General features: G+C 62.8%; 16 protein-coding genes and 1 tRNA gene. 6 read left to right on the top strand and 11 right to left on the bottom strand.

From position 1 onward, the window contains the following. Positions 1-15: 15 nt before the first annotated feature. The 7 genes from AC1Q67_RS10980 to tsaD all read right to left on the bottom strand — a co-directional run bounded on the left by AC1Q67_RS10980 (position 16) and on the right by tsaD (position 6,310). Positions 16-396, bottom strand: coding sequence for a Kazal-type serine protease inhibitor family protein (locus AC1Q67_RS10980; RefSeq protein ID WP_492234106.1), 381 nt, complete (start codon positions 394-396; stop codon positions 16-18). Between the two features lie 32 nt (positions 397-428). Beyond that, positions 429-2,381: an acetate--CoA ligase gene (acs, locus tag AC1Q67_RS10975; RefSeq protein WP_492234107.1), complete on the bottom strand. Its 1,953-nt coding sequence runs from the start codon at positions 2,379-2,381 to the stop codon at positions 429-431. A 167-nt stretch (positions 2,382-2,548) separates the two neighbouring features. Further along, positions 2,549-3,220: a class I SAM-dependent methyltransferase gene (locus AC1Q67_RS10970; RefSeq protein ID WP_492234108.1), complete on the bottom strand. Its 672-nt coding sequence runs from the start codon at positions 3,218-3,220 to the stop codon at positions 2,549-2,551. Beyond that, positions 3,217-3,630 (bottom strand): EVE domain-containing protein, encoded by a 414-nt coding sequence (locus AC1Q67_RS10965; protein ID WP_492234109.1) that lies wholly within the window; start codon positions 3,628-3,630, stop codon positions 3,217-3,219. The genes AC1Q67_RS10970 and AC1Q67_RS10965 overlap by 4 nt, the downstream gene beginning before the upstream one ends. Before the next feature lie 11 nt (positions 3,631-3,641). Next, positions 3,642-4,181, bottom strand: coding sequence for a L,D-transpeptidase family protein (locus tag AC1Q67_RS10960; RefSeq protein ID WP_492234110.1), 540 nt, complete (start codon positions 4,179-4,181; stop codon positions 3,642-3,644). 4 nt (positions 4,182-4,185) lie between these two features. After that, the gene (locus tag AC1Q67_RS10955; RefSeq protein WP_492234111.1) at positions 4,186-5,166 is read right to left on the bottom strand and encodes an NAD(P)H-dependent glycerol-3-phosphate dehydrogenase; all 981 of its coding nucleotides are present in this window, start codon (positions 5,164-5,166) and stop codon (positions 4,186-4,188) included. 61 nt (positions 5,167-5,227) lie between these two features. After that, a complete protein-coding gene (tsaD, locus tag AC1Q67_RS10950; RefSeq protein WP_492234112.1) occupies positions 5,228-6,310 on the bottom strand; it encodes a tRNA (adenosine(37)-N6)-threonylcarbamoyltransferase complex transferase subunit TsaD in 1,083 nt (360 codons plus the stop codon). A gap of 130 nt (positions 6,311-6,440) precedes the next feature. On the opposite strand from tsaD, the gene AC1Q67_RS10945 reads away from it, so the two are divergent. The 6 genes from AC1Q67_RS10945 (at position 6,441) to AC1Q67_RS10920 (ending at position 11,070) form a co-directional block, all read left to right on the top strand. Continuing rightward, entirely contained in the window at positions 6,441-7,172 is a 732-nt protein-coding gene (locus AC1Q67_RS10945) for a uroporphyrinogen-III synthase (protein ID WP_024576846.1), read from the top strand. Positions 7,173-7,275: 103 nt separating this feature from the next. Further along, a complete protein-coding gene (locus tag AC1Q67_RS10940; RefSeq protein ID WP_492234113.1) occupies positions 7,276-8,490 on the top strand; it encodes a COG4223 family protein in 1,215 nt (404 codons plus the stop codon). A gap of 8 nt (positions 8,491-8,498) precedes the next feature. After that, on the top strand, positions 8,499-10,184 hold the full coding sequence (locus AC1Q67_RS10935) for a heme biosynthesis protein HemY (protein WP_492234114.1): 1,686 nt from the start codon (positions 8,499-8,501) through the stop codon (positions 10,182-10,184). A 129-nt stretch (positions 10,185-10,313) separates the two neighbouring features. Further along, positions 10,314-10,389: transfer RNA gene (locus tag AC1Q67_RS10930), tRNA-Thr, on the top strand. Between the two features lie 129 nt (positions 10,390-10,518). Further along, positions 10,519-10,695, top strand: coding sequence for a hypothetical protein (locus AC1Q67_RS10925; RefSeq protein WP_192817739.1), 177 nt, complete (start codon positions 10,519-10,521; stop codon positions 10,693-10,695). A 120-nt stretch (positions 10,696-10,815) separates the two neighbouring features. Further along, the gene (locus AC1Q67_RS10920; protein ID WP_492234115.1) at positions 10,816-11,070 is read left to right on the top strand and encodes a hypothetical protein; all 255 of its coding nucleotides are present in this window, start codon (positions 10,816-10,818) and stop codon (positions 11,068-11,070) included. A 12-nt stretch (positions 11,071-11,082) separates the two neighbouring features. Here AC1Q67_RS10920 and AC1Q67_RS10915 read toward each other — a convergent pair whose 3' ends face one another. The 4 genes from AC1Q67_RS10915 to AC1Q67_RS10900 form a co-directional block, all read right to left on the bottom strand. After that, the gene (locus AC1Q67_RS10915) at positions 11,083-12,369 is read right to left on the bottom strand and encodes a glycosyltransferase family 2 protein (protein WP_492235666.1); all 1,287 of its coding nucleotides are present in this window, start codon (positions 12,367-12,369) and stop codon (positions 11,083-11,085) included. Then, a complete protein-coding gene (locus AC1Q67_RS10910; RefSeq protein WP_492234116.1) occupies positions 12,366-12,902 on the bottom strand; it encodes a dTDP-4-dehydrorhamnose 3,5-epimerase family protein in 537 nt (178 codons plus the stop codon). The genes AC1Q67_RS10915 and AC1Q67_RS10910 overlap by 4 nt, the downstream gene beginning before the upstream one ends. A 184-nt stretch (positions 12,903-13,086) precedes the next feature. Next, positions 13,087-13,857 carry an enoyl-CoA hydratase gene (locus AC1Q67_RS10905; protein WP_492234117.1) on the bottom strand — a complete coding sequence of 257 codons (771 nt, stop codon included), beginning with the start codon at positions 13,855-13,857 and terminating at the stop codon, positions 13,087-13,089. Positions 13,858-13,884: 27 nt separating this feature from the next. Further along, complete coding sequence (locus tag AC1Q67_RS10900) at positions 13,885-14,319, bottom strand: MarR family winged helix-turn-helix transcriptional regulator (RefSeq protein WP_492234118.1); 435 nt, start codon at positions 14,317-14,319, stop codon at positions 13,885-13,887. Positions 14,320-14,405: the final 86 nt, after the last annotated feature.

Genomic DNA, 14,405 nt, shown 5'->3' with positions numbered 1-14,405 from the left:
CGTCTCCTGGCGTGATTATTGTTGTTTCTTCGGCGCCTTTGACTTGGACGGCTTCACCGCCTTCTCGTCCTTTGTCTTCGGCTCTTTTGGGCACGCGCCGATATAGTCGAGCTGAACCCTGGCCTTCTGGCGCTCGCAATCATTTGCGTAGGTCTTGCCGTTGCAGCCGCAAACCGGCCGGTGGATCTGCATGCAGAAGGCCGGCGCCTTGTCGCATTGGCCAGCGGCATCAGCGGTCTTGCATTGACCGGCTGTCGTCTTCTGGCACCACAGGGCCGAATTGCAGGTGATGTTGGCGGCGCCGCCGCAGGCTTCGCCGAGATTGGCCGCGTTTGTTTGTCCCGGCCCGACCGCCATGGCGATCAGGAATACAACAGTCAGGCGAGTGAGGGGCATTCGCAAGGAAGACCTCCGGCGCTACCCCAGCGTCAGGCGCTGGCCTTCTTATTCTGCCGGTTATGTACCAGATCGTCCACCACCGCGGGATCGGCCAGCGTCGATGTGTCTCCGAGCGCGCCGGATTCGTCTTCCGCGATCTTGCGCAGGATGCGGCGCATGATCTTGCCCGAGCGCGTTTTCGGCAGGCCCGGGGCAAACTGGATCAGATCCGGCGAGGCGATCGGGCCGATGTCCTTGCGCACCCACGCGACCAGTTCCTTGCGCAGCGTCTCGGTCGGCTCGACGCCCTTCATCAGCGTCACATAGGCGTAGATGCCCTGACCCTTGATGTCGTGCGGGTAGCCGACCACGGCGGCTTCCGACACCGCATCATGCGCGACCAGCGAGCTTTCGACTTCCGCCGTGCCCATGCGGTGGCCCGATACGTTGATGACGTCATCGACGCGGCCAGTGATCCAGTAGTAGCCATCGGCATCGCGGCGGCAGCCGTCGCCGGTGAAGTACTTGTTCTTGTAGGTCGAGAAATAGGTCTGTTCGAAACGCGCATGATCGCCGTAGACCGTACGCATCTGGCCGGGCCACGATTTGGCAATGCAGAGATTGCCCTGCGCCTCGCCCTCGAGAACCTTGCCGTCGGCATCGACGATTTCAGGCACCACGCCGAAGAACGGCTTGGTCGCCGAACCCGGTTTCTGCGCAATCGCGCCGGGCAGCGGCGTAATGAGAATGCCGCCGGTCTCGGTCTGCCACCAGGTATCGACAATCGGGCAACGGCCATCGCCGACCACGCGGTGATACCACTCCCAAGCTTCAGGATTGATCGGCTCGCCGACCGAACCGAGCAGGCGCAAGCTGGCGCGCGAGGTCTTCTTCACCGGATCGTCGCCGGATTGCATCAGGGCGCGGATCGCGGTCGGCGCGGTGTAGAAGATATTGACCTTGTGCTTGTCGACCACGTTCCAGAACCTGGAATTGTCCGGATAGTTCGGCACGCCTTCGAACATCAGCGTGGTGGCGCCGTTGGCGAGCGGTCCGTACAGAATGTAGCTGTGGCCGGTGACCCAGCCCACGTCCGCGGTGCACCAGTAGATGTCGCCCTCGTGATAGTCGAAGACGTACTGATGCGTCATCGAGGCGAAGGTGAGATAGCCGCCGGTGGTGTGCAGCACGCCCTTGGGCTGACCGGTCGAACCAGATGTGTAGAGAATGAACAGCGGATCTTCCGCGTTCATCGGCTCAACCGGACAATCGGTGTCGACCATTGCCGCGGCTTCGTGATGCCAGACGTCGCGCACCGGGTCCATCTCGACTTTGCCGCCGGTGCGCTTCACCACGACAACCCAGTCGACGCCCCCGACCTTGGCGATGGCCGCGTCGAGGTTGGCCTTGAGCGGCACCTTCTTGCCGCCGCGCAGACCCTCGTCGGCCGTGATGACGACGTTGGATTTGCAGTCCTTGATGCGCTGCGCCAGCGAGTCGGGCGAAAAGCCGCCGAACACCACCGAATGGATCGCGCCGATCCGCGCGCAGGCCAGCATCGCGTAGGCCGCTTCCGGAATCATCGGCAGGTAGATGGTGACGCGATCGCCCTTCTTGACATTCCGCAGCCGCAGGATGTTGGCCATCTTGCAGACTTCGTCGTGCAGCTCGCGATAGGTGATCTTCTTCGATTCCGACGGATCGTCGCCTTCCCAGATGATCGCGGTCTGATCGCCGCGCGTCTCGAGATGACGGTCGATGCAGTTATAGGCCGCGTTCAGGACGCCGTCCTCGAACCACTTGATCGAGATGTTGCCCGGCGCGAACGAGACGTTCTCGACCTTGGTGAAAGGCTCGATCCAGTCGAGGCGGCGGGAGGCTTCGTCAGCCCAGAAGCCGTTGGGGTCCTTGACCGAACGCGCGTACATCTCGCGGTACTTGGCATCGTCGATAAAGGCGCGCTTCGCCCATTCCGCGGATACGTCGTAAATTTTATCGGACATGGCTTCCTCATTTCCTCCACGCAGGCCGTCCGCGTCGCAACATGCGCGCAGCTTCTTCTTCTTTTGTTATTATGCGCCTGTGCATACATCAGCGACAAGCTGGGGCAACTAGGACTTTTGTCGGACCTCGGATTTCCCAAAGCATATGAAGGGGATGACACCGGATTTCAGGCCGGCTGCAGCAGGCTCCAGACCGCAGTTTGCTTGATTTCGGCGTCCTCGAGATCGCGGGTCACCGGGACGCTGTAGTCCGCGATGCGGCGCAATTTGTCGCGGGGCAGGTAGCTGCGGCCGGGGTCGCCGATCAGCACGGTCGCGCCGCGCGCAACGTGGCCGAGCAGGAAATCGAACGCGCGCTGCGCGGTGTCGCGTTCGTAAAAAATATCGCCGGCCAGCACGACATCCCAACGGCGGCCGTGCGGCTCCGCCAGCAGATCATCCTGGCATGTTGACAGCGTGACGCCGTTTTCCGCGGCGTTCAGTGCCGCCGCCGCACAGGCGAACGCATCGATGTCGGCGACGGTCACCGACGACGCGCCGGCCTTCATGGCTGCGATGCCCACAAGGCCGGACCCGCTGGCGAGATCGAGCACGGCCTTGCCGCGCACCAGATCCGCGTTGTCGAGGACATGACGCGCGAGCGCCTGACCGCCGGCCCATGCAAAGGCCCAGAACGGCGGCGGCAATCCGGCCTCGCCGATTTCCTCTTCGGTCTTGTGCCAGAGCGGCACAGCCTCGTCGGCCAGCAGCAGCGAAATCTCCGGCGTCAGCGGCACCGCGCGCAGCCGTGTGTTGGCGCGGATGAACGCGTCCTTGTCGGCGATGACGGGCGCGTTCACACGCCGCCCAGCTTGCAGATCAGTTTCCACTCATCCGGCTTCACGCTTTGCACCGACAGCCGGGAATACTTCACGAGATCCATCTCCGCGAGCTTCTCGTTCGTTTTGATCGCTTCAAGAGGTACAGGCTTCTTGAGGGGTTTGTCGGCGGCGATGTCGACACAGACGAACTTGGCGGTCTTGTCGGTCGGATCGGGATAGTGCTCGCGAATGACTTCGACGATGCCGACGATCTCCTTGCCTTCGTTGGAATGATAGAAGAAGGCACGGTCGCCCTTCTTCATTTTCATCATGTTGAGCTTGGCGGTGTGGTTGCGCACGCCGGTCCAGGCTTCGCCCTTGGCGCCCTTTGCGACCTGCTGATCCCACGACCATGTGGAGGGTTCGGATTTTACGAGCCAGTAGTTCATGATCGCTTCCCTTATGGTCGAATCTCAATCGGCGTGCCGGGCGCAACCAATCGCCATATGTCCTCAATCTCACTGTTGGTGACAGCGATGCAGCCATCTGTCCAGTCGTGGTTCAGGTGGAGACGATTCAGCCAGCCAAGTCCGTTCGGGAGCCCGTGGATCATAATGTCGCTTCCGGGAGACACGCCGTATCCCTGAGCGGTCTTGCGATCCTCTGCATTGGGATAAGAAACGCGCAATGCAAGATGAAAGCGACTGCGTGCATTTTTGAACTCGGCCGCGTACAGACCTTCGGGCGTCCGACCGTCACCCTCTTTGGCTTTATGACCTGTGGGGGAAAAACCGAGAGAGACCTTGTAAGATCTGATGATCTCACTTCCACGAAATAAATTAAGTTGCCGCGCCGACTTGTTGACCTCAACACGCGTGGCCCGCTCATCCGTCGGAGCCAGGTCGGGTGCCTGACGTCCGATTTGAAAGAAATCAGACGCGACAAGAAAGACGAACCCGACGGCGAGAATCGAGCATATCAGGACGAAAGTTCGTCGCATCCCGTCATCCCTCGGCCCTGAACGGCCGTGTCAGCAACATTTCGATCGCTTCATCGATGGTCAGGGCGCCGCCGAGAACCGCAGCGACCGCATTGGCGACCGGCATTTCAATAGTCTTTTCATTGGCGAGCTCAATCAGCACCGGTGCGGTGAATGCACCTTCCGCCAGCTTGCCGTGTGCGGGCGTTTCGCCGCGCCCGAGCGCGATGCCGTAGGAAAAGTTGCGCGATTGGGAACTGGAACAGGACAGCAGCAGGTCGCCGAGCCCCGACAATCCCGCAATCGTCTCGGGCCTGGCGCCGCAGGCGAGGCCGAGCCGCATCAGTTCCGCGAAGCCGCGCGTCGTCAGTGCAGCCAGCGCTGACGCGCCGAGCTGCTTGCCGGCCACGATCCCGGCCGCGATCGCCAGCACGTTCTTGGCCGCGCCGCCGATCTCGACACCGCGCACATCCGTTGAATGATAGGGGCGGAATGTCGCCGATCCGAGTGCCTGGACCAGCGCTTTGGCAAGCTGCTCGTCGCCGGTTGCAAGCGTGACGGCCGTCGGCAGTCCGCGTGCGACATCGACGTCGAAACTCGGCCCCGACAGAATTGCGGGAACGGCGCGCGGCGCAACCTCCGCGACGATCTGCGTCATGAACCGATGTGTGCCGCGCTCGATGCCCTTCGCGCAGACGATGACGGGTGTATCCGGTGCAAGATGAGGCGCGAGCGCGGTCGCGGCCTGCCGCAGGCTTTGCGCAGGCGTGACCAGCAGCACCGCGCTGGCTTTTCCGGCTTCGGCAAGGTCGCTGGTGACAGAGACCGTCTTCGCAAGCTGGATCCCTGGCAATTTCGGATTCTCGCGGGTCTGCGAGATTGTTTCGGCCGCCGCGCTATCGCGGGCGTAGAGAGTGACGTCGCGTCCGGCGCGTGCCGCGGCGTTCGCAAGCGCTGTGCCCCATGCGCCGGCGCCGACAATCGAAATGCTTTGATGTGCGATCATGGTCGATAACTTTGGAGCACGATTTTTTCCGAAAGCCGGTTTCCACTTTTCGGCATCATGCCTAGTGCCTCGCGCGCGTGTTGGCGAATTTCGCCGGTGTCGATGCCGTTTCATCGAGCCGCCAGCGGGCGCGGGGTGCGGTTTCCATGGCGTCCACCATCCGAAGCGCAAGACGTTCCGCGCCGGCCCAGGCGATCATCGCGCCGTTGTCGGTGCAGAGCGCCGGCGGGGGAACAATCAGCATGGTCTGGGCGCGGGCCGCGATGTCGTGCAGTGCGCTGCGGATCGCGAGATTGGAGGCAACGCCTCCGGCCGCGACCAGCGCGCGGGGCGGGCCAAATTTTTCCTGAAACAGGCGCAGCCCGACGCTGATCCGGTCGGCGGTGAGGTCGAGCACGGCAGCCTGAAATCCGGCGCACAGATCGGCCACGTCCTGCGGCTCGAGCGGCATCAGGCGCGTTGCTTCATTACGCACGGCGGTCTTCAGCCCGGAGAGCGAGAAATTCGCGTCAGGCCGCCCCACCATGGGACGCGGAAACACGAAGCGCTCCGGATTGCCGTGCACGGCAGCGCGCTCGACCTGCGGCCCGCCGGGATAAGGCAGGTCCAGCATCTTCGCGACCTTGTCGAACGCTTCGCCCATGGCGTCATCGACCGTGGTGCCAAGCCGGACATACTTTCCGACGCCGAGCACCGCCACGATCTGGGTGTGGCCACCCGATGCGAGAAACAGGCAATAGGGAAACATCAGGGGCACGGTGAGGCGAGGGGTCAGCGCATGCGCCTCAAGATGGTTGACCGCGATCAGCGGCGTGTTGTGAACCAGCGAGATCGCCTTCGCCGTGGTCAGGCCGACGATCACGCCGCCGATCAGGCCGGGACCAGCCGCCGCGGCGACGGCGCTGAGATCGCCGAAGCCGACATTCGCCTCTTTCATCGCTGCGCGGATAATACCGTCGAGCATGTCGACATGGGCGCGGGCGGCAATCTCCGGCACAACGCCGCCGAATGGTGCATGTTCATCGATCTGCGAGCGCACGATGTTGGACAGAATCCGCCCCGATCCGTCGCGCTGCCGTTCGATCACGGCGGCCGCGGTCTCATCGCAGGTGGTCTCGATCCCCAACACCAGCTTGCCTGCCAATTTGGTACCTGCTTTCTTCCAGCTCTTGCTTCGATCGCCGATCCGGCGTCATTCAAGGGGTTCATAACGTGGAATCGTCAGGCGGGCTATCGTGATTCAGCACAGCATCGACCCGCGCGGAGCATCTTGAATGGCCATTCTTGTGACACGTCCCGTTCCGGACAATGAGAGAACGGCGGCCGCCCTGCGGGCGCGGGGCTATGACGCGCTGTTGTCGCCAATGCTGCGGTTCGAGGAAATTCCGTTTCATGATGAAGACGACGCGGTTTATGACGCCGTGATCGTGACCAGCGCCAATGCGATCCGCGCCATCCTGGATCACTCTTCCCGCACCCATCTGTTCGGACTGCCCGCCTTCGCGGTCGGGGAGCATACCGCGTCCGCCGCGCGAGCGGCAGGGTTCCGTGAGGTCGCCAGCGCGCAGGGCAACGCGCAATCGCTCGTCGATCTTGTCATCAAGACGCTGAAGAAAGGGGCGACGCTTTGCTATCTCGCCGGCGCCGACCTCGCGCACGATCTTGCCGCCGATCTTGGTGCGCGCGGATTTACGGTGATCACCCATACGACCTACCGGATGATTCCGGTGACCGGATTTGCCGCGCGCGTCGGTGATGCGTTCCGCGCGGGCGGGATTCAGGCGGTGTTGCATTATTCCCGGCGCAGCGCGCGCGCCTATCTTGATGCGGCGCGGGCAGACGGCGTTGAAATTTCTGCCCTCGCGGTGCCGCAATGTTGCATCTCCGAGACGGTGGCGGGTTTGCTTCGCGAGTCGGGGGCAACGCAGGTGGCGGTGGCGCGTACGCCGGATGAGAATGCGATCTTCGATGTGCTGGACAGGACGCTCAAAGCATCGTCCAACTAGCTTTCAGGTAACCGGCAGGTAACCTTCCGGATGGCTTCTGAACGCGAGCGGCGTTCGCAGAATCTGCTAGAGTCCGCCGCGAGCGTGACAGGAGTGAGTTCCGATGGACGACGACAAGCAGGACAAGGCCGGTATCTTGCCCGGTGGCGATGTCAACAAGCGGCCCCCGCCCACCATCGACCTGACAGCGTCCGACGTATCGGAAAGTCCGTCTGCGCCGGACGCAGATGCCGGCGCGCCGAAGCAGGATCAGTCTGAGCCGTCTTCCGATGCGTCTGCTGAACCTGTTGTTGCGTCGTCGCCCAATCCATCGCGCGTTTCGTCGGTATTTCTTTCCGCTGTTTCGGGCGCGGTGGCCGCATTGCTTGCGATCGGCGCGGCCACGCTCGCAGGCTGGCCTCCGAAGCCCGCGCCGGTCTCCACCGCGCCGCTCACGGACGGTATCGCAGCGAACACGGCCGACATCACCAATCTTGGCACGCGTCTGGCGAAGGTTGAATCGGATGCGGCAAAGCCCGCGCCGCGTCCAGGCATTGATCCCGCATTTGCCGCGCGTCTCGATGCAATCGAAAAATCCCTGGCATCGTTGCGCAGCGATCTCGCCGCCGTACGCGGGCAAAACGAGAAGGCCGCCGCCGCAATCAGCGAAATCAAGTCCGCATCACCGCAAGGCGTCATGACAGGAGAGCCAAAGACCGCTGCTGTCGATACGTCGGCTATTGAAGAGCGTCTTGCCAAGATCGAACGTGCCACCGCGGCGCAGAGCGCTGCCGCTGTGCCTCCGCCTGCACCGCAACCGCCTGTCGAAGATCCGAAGGTGCGCAAGCTCGATGCGCTGATCCATCTCGACAAAGCCGTGACCCGTGGCTTGCCCTATGCCACCGAACTTGCTGCTGCGCGTGCTGTTGCCGGTGATGCCGATGCGCTGAGGGCGCTCGACGGCTTTGCGACGGCGGGTCTCCCCACCGACGATGCCCTGAGCAAGGAACTGCTTGCGCTGCTGCCGCAACTCGCGCCGAAGCCCGCAGCACAGCCCGCGCCGTCCGGCATTGTCGAGCGCCTACAGCAAAGTTTCGCAAAGCTGATACGCATTCAGCGCACCGATGCGCTGGCCAGCGGCCCTGCAGGCGTCATCGCGCGTGCAACTGCTGCCGCACAGCGCGGTGATGTGAACGAAGCGAAGCGGGAGCTGCTACAGTTGTCGCCGTCGGATCGCGTCCCGGTGCGGCCTTGGATCGCAAAGGTCGAGGGCCGCGACAAGGCCCGGGCGGCATTTGAGCAGTTCACGATGGAAACATTGGCCTCGATCTCGAAATAGGCAGTTTCATGATCCGCATCATCCTCTTTCTGTTTCTGGTCGGTGTGGTCGCGCTCGGCGCCGCCGTGATCGCCGACCAGACCGGTGATGTCACGCTGTCCTGGAATGCCTGGCGCATCGATACGTCATTGCCCGTGCTTGTGCTGGCGCTGGTGCTGGTCGTGTTCGCTGCGATGCTGGTCTGGGCCATTATCCGCGGCTTCCTGAATGCACCCGAGCGCTTGCGGCGGCTCCGCCGCGAGCGGCGTCACGCGAAAGGACGCAACGCCATCACCCAGGGCCTGATCGCAATCGGCACCGGCGATCATTTTGCGGCGCGCCGCCATGCCGATGTCGCCAGGCGGCTGGCGCATCAGGATCCGCTGGCGATGCTGCTGCACGCGCAGTCCGCGCAACTCGATGGCGATCGCGAAGGCGCGCAGCGCGCGTTTCACGCCATGGCGGAACGCAAGGACACACGGCTGCTCGGCTTGCGCGGATTGTTCGTCGAGGCGCAGCGCCGTGACGATGCTTACGCCGCCGTGGCGCTGGCCGAAGAAGCCCTGAAGACCGCGCCGGCCTCGGCATGGGCGTCGCACGCCGTGCTCGGCTTCCGTTGCAGCAAAGGCGACTGGGACGGTGCGCTGAAGATTCTCGAAAACAATCTGGCGGCGGGGCTGATCGATCCGGCTCCTTACAAGCGCCAGCGCGGCGTGCTTCTGACCGCGCGCGCGCTCGATCTTGAGACCTCCGATCGCGACCGGGCCCGCGCCAGCGTGACCGAGGCGGTGAAGCTCGCGCCGACGCTGGTGCCTGCAGCGACACTCGCCGCGAAATTTCTCAGCGAGAACAACCAGACCCGCCGCGCCATGCAGGTGATCGAGACGGCATGGGCCGCGCAGCCGCATCCCGATCTTGCGGATGCTTACGCGCATGTGCGGCTAGGCGACTCTGCAGTGCAGCGGCTGGCGCGGGTGGAGAAGCTTGCGGCGCGATCGCCCGGTCATATCGAAGGTGCGCTTGCGGTCGCTCGCGCCGCCATCGATTCCAGCGATTTCGCCCGCGCGCGTGAGGCGCTGGCGCCCTTCATCGATGCGCCGACCCAGCGGGTCGCCATTCTCATGGCCGAGCTGGAGCGGGCCGAGCATGGCGACGGCGGCAGCGCGCGCGTCTGGATGCAGCGCGCGGTGCGGGCCGCGCTCGATCCGGCATGGACCGCCGATGGCTACGTGTCCGAGCACTGGCGTCCGGTGTCGCCCGTGACTGGACGGCTCGATGCGTTCCAGTGGCTAACCCCCGTCGCGGCTCTCCCCTCGGAGAAAGCGCCGGTGCTTGAGGCCGAGGTTGCCGCCGAGCCTGACTTGCCGCCGGTTCTGGAAGCCGGTCCGGCTGTGACGCTGCCGCCGCCAGCCGTCACATTGCAGGATAACGAGCCTGCGTCCGTGACTTCATCCCCCGCACCCGCTGCTGTACCGGCAGCATCGCCTCCTGCCGAGGCCGTGACCGCCAATGTGCCGCCACCGGTATTTCGCCCCCGGCGCGAGATTGAGAAGCCGGACGCGCCACGAATCCCCGCCGTTATCCCGATCGTTCGCGCTCCGGACGACCCCGGCGTTGCCGATGAGGCGCGGGATGATGAATTCGACGACCCAGTCCAGCCGGAACCGGCGCAGCCCGGCGGCTGGAAGGGCTTTTTATCCCGTCTTGTCAGTTGATTAGGAGTTGGCTGGCATGGTTGGCACGGGAGCCGATCTGATGTCAGAAAAGCGCCTCGCGGATGCCGCTGATGTTGCAAAGCGAGGCTCTGGCCAGTATCAGGTGCGGATACAAATTTCGCGTGTTTCGCCGCCTTAGCTCAGCTGGTAGAGCACCTCATTCGTAATGAGGGGGTCGTAGGTTCGAATCCTATAGGCGGCACCACCTCTCCCGGCACCGCAGCACATTCGACTCGCTCATGGGGCGCATTGCCTGCTCGGTGATCCATCTTCCATTGGAGGGTGAGGCCGACGCTATCTCGCAAACGAATTCGGCTACCGCAAAGGAACAGCAATGACCGATCGGGAAAAGATTCTGGCCGCCCTTCGCGAGAAGCCGCTAAAGATCTTCGACGTGATGAAGCGCGTCAACATCAAGAATCAGGAAGACTGTCAGGCGCTGCTATTGAAGATGCGCGACGAGGGCCTCGTGCGCTTCGACATTCACAAGGGCGTGTGGCTGATCGGCTGATGCCTGCCGGAACGGCGCTCCTGAATTTTGAGCTGGGTTCTCGTTCGCGGAACGATATTGTGCGAACTGACCGGCGATCAGGTGACGTGTCGCTGTCTGCAGATCGCGGCGGATATCCCGATGAAGTTTTCTCAAGCCATAATCATGACGATCGCCCTGATCGGAGTTTCTCCGGGCCACGCGAAGGTCGAACAGTGCCGCTTCATCGGTCCAAAACCGGAGAGGGAAGCCTGCTACGATCGTCAGGCCAAGGCGCTTGAAGCAAAGAAGGCGGAAGCGGCTGCGAAGGCAACGCCCGCGGTCCCGCTGGAGCGGAGGAGCCCGGAAGATGAAGCGCTTTCGCGCTCTCTCAGGAGCATCTGCCGAGGATGTTGATGGCTGAACGGATCACTTCAGCGGCTCAAGTTCGATGCGCGCCACAGCCACGCCGAGCCACCGGTTGTCGTCGCCCATTCCGGTGTCGCGGGGACGGCGCGTCGCATCGACCTCGAGCGTGATTCCGAAATCGCGATCTGACGGCGGAACATCGGCAACGCGCGCTTCGGCCTCGATGACGAACCCGCCGAGAAGTTTCTTCCGAATGCGATGTGGCAGCGGCTGGTCCCGCAGCAGAACCCGGATTGTCTCGGGCGGCGCCAGCGAATTGACGGCAATGATGCTGATCAGCAGGTCCGTCTCGAAATAAACCGGCAGGTCGATGGTGGAGCGGCGGCTTGGTCCGCTCCACCGGAAGGTTTTGTAACGCGGATGCTTTTCGACGTGGTACCATTCGAACGGCATGTCCTGCCGGGTCAGATCGAAACGGGTCTTGCCGGTGACGCGCTGCATCTCCGACGCGGAAAACCGGCTGTCGGCCCCCTTGTTCTTGCGGCTGAGGCGCACGGCCGAACCGGGTTCGACGCCTTGCGCCGGCATTTCAATTTTCAGGAACTTGCCTTTGACGACGGCATCCATGATGTCGATCAATTCCCGGGACCGGAAATCGGCATCCGACTGAATCCGTTCCAGCAATCGCTGTTGCTCGTCGGTGGACTTGATCTTGTAGGAATCCCGCCGCCATGCGGCGTTGAACTTGAACGAGGTCAGTTCGCGGGTGGAAGCAAAGCGCTTCGCCGCCATGGCGGCCCGGCTCATGAACAGAGCATCCATCGGCACGGTGACTGAGGCGGGATCCTGCCATTTGATGCCGTCGCCGTAAATCGATGTCTTGTGGGCGAATGCGGACGGCGGCACGAAGTCGCTGGCCGAATAGCTTCCGGACGAGAACAGGCCGGCTATTCCACGGATGCCGGAATCCGGCGGGCCGTAGAGCGCCATCACGCTGGTGACGACTTCGGCGTCATGTTCTTTGGCCGCGCGCAGGATCGCTTCCAGATGCGTCGGGTACCAGATGTCGTCGTGGCCGAGATAGGCGATCCAGTCCGAGGCCGCATGCTCGATCGCGTAATTGTTCGCGGCCCATTGCGAGCCGTAGTTGCGGTCGAGGTTGTGCCAGTGGATGCGGGCATCGCCGAACGACGCCACCACATCCGCCGAATCGTCGGTGCAGCCGTCGCCGACCACCAGGATTTCAAAGTTCTGTTCGGTTTGCAGCAGCACCGAGCGAATGGCGCAGCGAAGTGCGGCGCTCCAGTTATAGGTCGGGATGACGACAGTAATCGCGGGCCGGGTCACCAATGGTATGGCACCGTTGCGGCGGCGGCCTCGGAATCCCACGGCAGGTCGAGGGCATCGGGGCTTTCGTGGTTATACATTCTGTCCGGCATGTTGATGATGACGGCTTCGGTCTGGCCGATGTTCTTCCAGCCGTGAAACAGATTGGGTGCAATCGTCAGAAGCGCGGGATTGCGTTCGCTGATCATGAACTCGTTGAGCTTGCCGAATGTCGGAGAGTCCTTCCTGCCGTCGAACACGACAATCTTGACCAGGCCCGACACAACAAACAGCCGGTCGGTTGTTTGCTGATGCAGGCCCCAGGCGCGGACGCGGCCGGGAAGCGTTGTGGTGACATGAACCTGGACGATCGGTGACTTGACGATGTCCCAGTTTGCCCGGGCGACCTCGCACATATGGCCGTCGCTATGCGGGACCGGCCGGGACGGGCGAAATTCGACGCCGTCGATCCGGGCGTCCCGCAACCCGCCCTGTGCATCAACGGCCGACTGCTTGGCCAACATCAGGTCGATTCCGGCGATCGCGTGTGTCATTGCATCCATCATTCAGCGCGGTTGTTAGCCTGCCTGCTGACTGGACACTATTACGGACTTGCGAGGCGCGCCATCGGCCGTAGCGAACAATGGTCAGGCACGGGAACCCTTTGCGCGTTCCGTGCCCTGCGGTCCTGACAGTCCCGCGATCGGGGCTGATCACGATGTGACCAGCCCGTCGGGGTTAGCCTGCGATTTTGGTGAAGTCGGGCTTTCGGCGCTCGGCGAAAGCGGTGAGTGCTTCGCGCGCTTCCGGTCCCTTGAGCCGTTCCTTGAGCAGGGCGCCTTCGCGACTGATCTGCGCGGTGATCGCGGCGGTATCCCGCATCAGCGCCTTGGTGTGCGACAGCGATCCGGCGGGCTGCTTGGCCAGCTTGAGCGCGGTATCGCGCGTCTTCTTGCGCAGCTCTTCGACGGGAACGACTGCATTGACGAGGCCGAGCGAGACTGCGGTTTCGCCGCTCATGGGTTCGCCCAGCGCGAACATCTCGTAGGCGCGGGCATAACCGATTCGTCCCTGCAGGAGATGGGTCGAGGCCGCTTCCGGCACCAGCGCGATATTCACGAACGGCGTGATCAGCCGCGCCGTCGGCGTGACGTAAACGAGATCGCAATGCAGCAGCATGGTCGTGCCGATTCCGACTGCGTTGCCCTGCACCGCCGCGATCAGCGGTTTGGTGGCGATGCCGAGATTGGTGATGAACCGCGGCGAGTGTGCCACGATGCTGGGATCTTTCGATTGCGCGGCGAAATCGCCCATGTCGTTGCCGGCGGTGAAGTGGTCGCCGTCGCCCTGAAACACAACCACGCGGATCGCCGGGTCCTTTTCCGCTGTTTCCAGCGCGTCCGCGAGAGCGGCATACATCGCGTTGGTGATGGCATTCATTTTTTCCGGACGCGTCAGGGTCAGCGTCAGGACACCGGAATCCAGCTCACTCTTTACGAATTCAGTCATGGTCTGCTTTTCCTTTCATATCGAAATCTAGGAATTGTCCTTCGGGAATTTTGTTTGCAGGCTCACCAGCCAGCGCGAAACGACGTCGATTTCCTTGTCCGTAAAACCTTCCATCAGTGTGCTGTTGACGGCCTGCGCCCGGGTCACGGCGCGTTTGCGGATCTTCTCTCCGGTTTCGGTCAGATAGACGCGCTGCGCACGGCCATCCGCACCGTCGCGTTTTCGCTTGATCAGTCCCGCTCTCTCCATCCGGTCCGCTAGGCCCGTAATGGCGGACGGCACGATATCGAGAGCGGCGGAGATATCGCCGATCAGCGCGCCATCGTTCCGGCCAAGAAAGAACAGCACCCCGGATTGCGCCGAAGTCAGGCCGTCTTCCGTGAGCATGTGCTGTTCGATACCTCGCTGCAGTCTGCGATAACCCACGGTCATCAGAAAAATCAGCCGACGGTCGGTCGTCATGTCGCCTCCTATATATTTCGCATGTGAAATATCAAGTCTCGGCGGTGGCGGAAAGGCCTTTTCATGACAGCTCTGCGTAAGCGGTG

Source organism: Afipia sp. GW823-FHT06G09 (assembly GCF_058794875.1).
This window is presented reverse-complemented; position numbering and strand designations above follow the sequence as displayed.

What these genes read in the sequence shown, in the direction of transcription:
- AC1Q67_RS10980 (WP_492234106.1), bottom strand. Translation starts at nt 396, where the DNA reads ATGCCCCTCACTCGCCTGACTGTTGTATTCCTGATCGCCATGGCGGTC.
- acs (WP_492234107.1), bottom strand. Translation starts at nt 2,381, where the DNA reads ATGTCCGATAAAATTTACGACGTATCCGCGGAATGGGCGAAGCGCGCC.
- AC1Q67_RS10965 (WP_492234109.1), bottom strand. Translation starts at nt 3,630, where the DNA reads ATGAACTACTGGCTCGTAAAATCCGAACCCTCCACATGGTCGTGGGAT.
- AC1Q67_RS10960 (WP_492234110.1), bottom strand. Translation starts at nt 4,181, where the DNA reads ATGCGACGAACTTTCGTCCTGATATGCTCGATTCTCGCCGTCGGGTTC.
- AC1Q67_RS10955 (WP_492234111.1), bottom strand. Translation starts at nt 5,166, where the DNA reads ATGATCGCACATCAAAGCATTTCGATTGTCGGCGCCGGCGCATGGGGC.
- AC1Q67_RS10945 (WP_024576846.1), top strand. Translation starts at nt 6,441, where the DNA reads ATGGCCATTCTTGTGACACGTCCCGTTCCGGACAATGAGAGAACGGCG.
- AC1Q67_RS10940 (WP_492234113.1), top strand. Translation starts at nt 7,276, where the DNA reads ATGGACGACGACAAGCAGGACAAGGCCGGTATCTTGCCCGGTGGCGAT.
- AC1Q67_RS10935 (WP_492234114.1), top strand. Translation starts at nt 8,499, where the DNA reads ATGATCCGCATCATCCTCTTTCTGTTTCTGGTCGGTGTGGTCGCGCTC.
- AC1Q67_RS10925 (WP_192817739.1), top strand. Translation starts at nt 10,519, where the DNA reads ATGACCGATCGGGAAAAGATTCTGGCCGCCCTTCGCGAGAAGCCGCTA.
- AC1Q67_RS10920 (WP_492234115.1), top strand. Translation starts at nt 10,816, where the DNA reads ATGAAGTTTTCTCAAGCCATAATCATGACGATCGCCCTGATCGGAGTT.
- AC1Q67_RS10910 (WP_492234116.1), bottom strand. Translation starts at nt 12,902, where the DNA reads ATGACACACGCGATCGCCGGAATCGACCTGATGTTGGCCAAGCAGTCG.
- AC1Q67_RS10905 (WP_492234117.1), bottom strand. Translation starts at nt 13,857, where the DNA reads ATGACTGAATTCGTAAAGAGTGAGCTGGATTCCGGTGTCCTGACGCTG.
- AC1Q67_RS10900 (WP_492234118.1), bottom strand. Translation starts at nt 14,319, where the DNA reads ATGACGACCGACCGTCGGCTGATTTTTCTGATGACCGTGGGTTATCGC.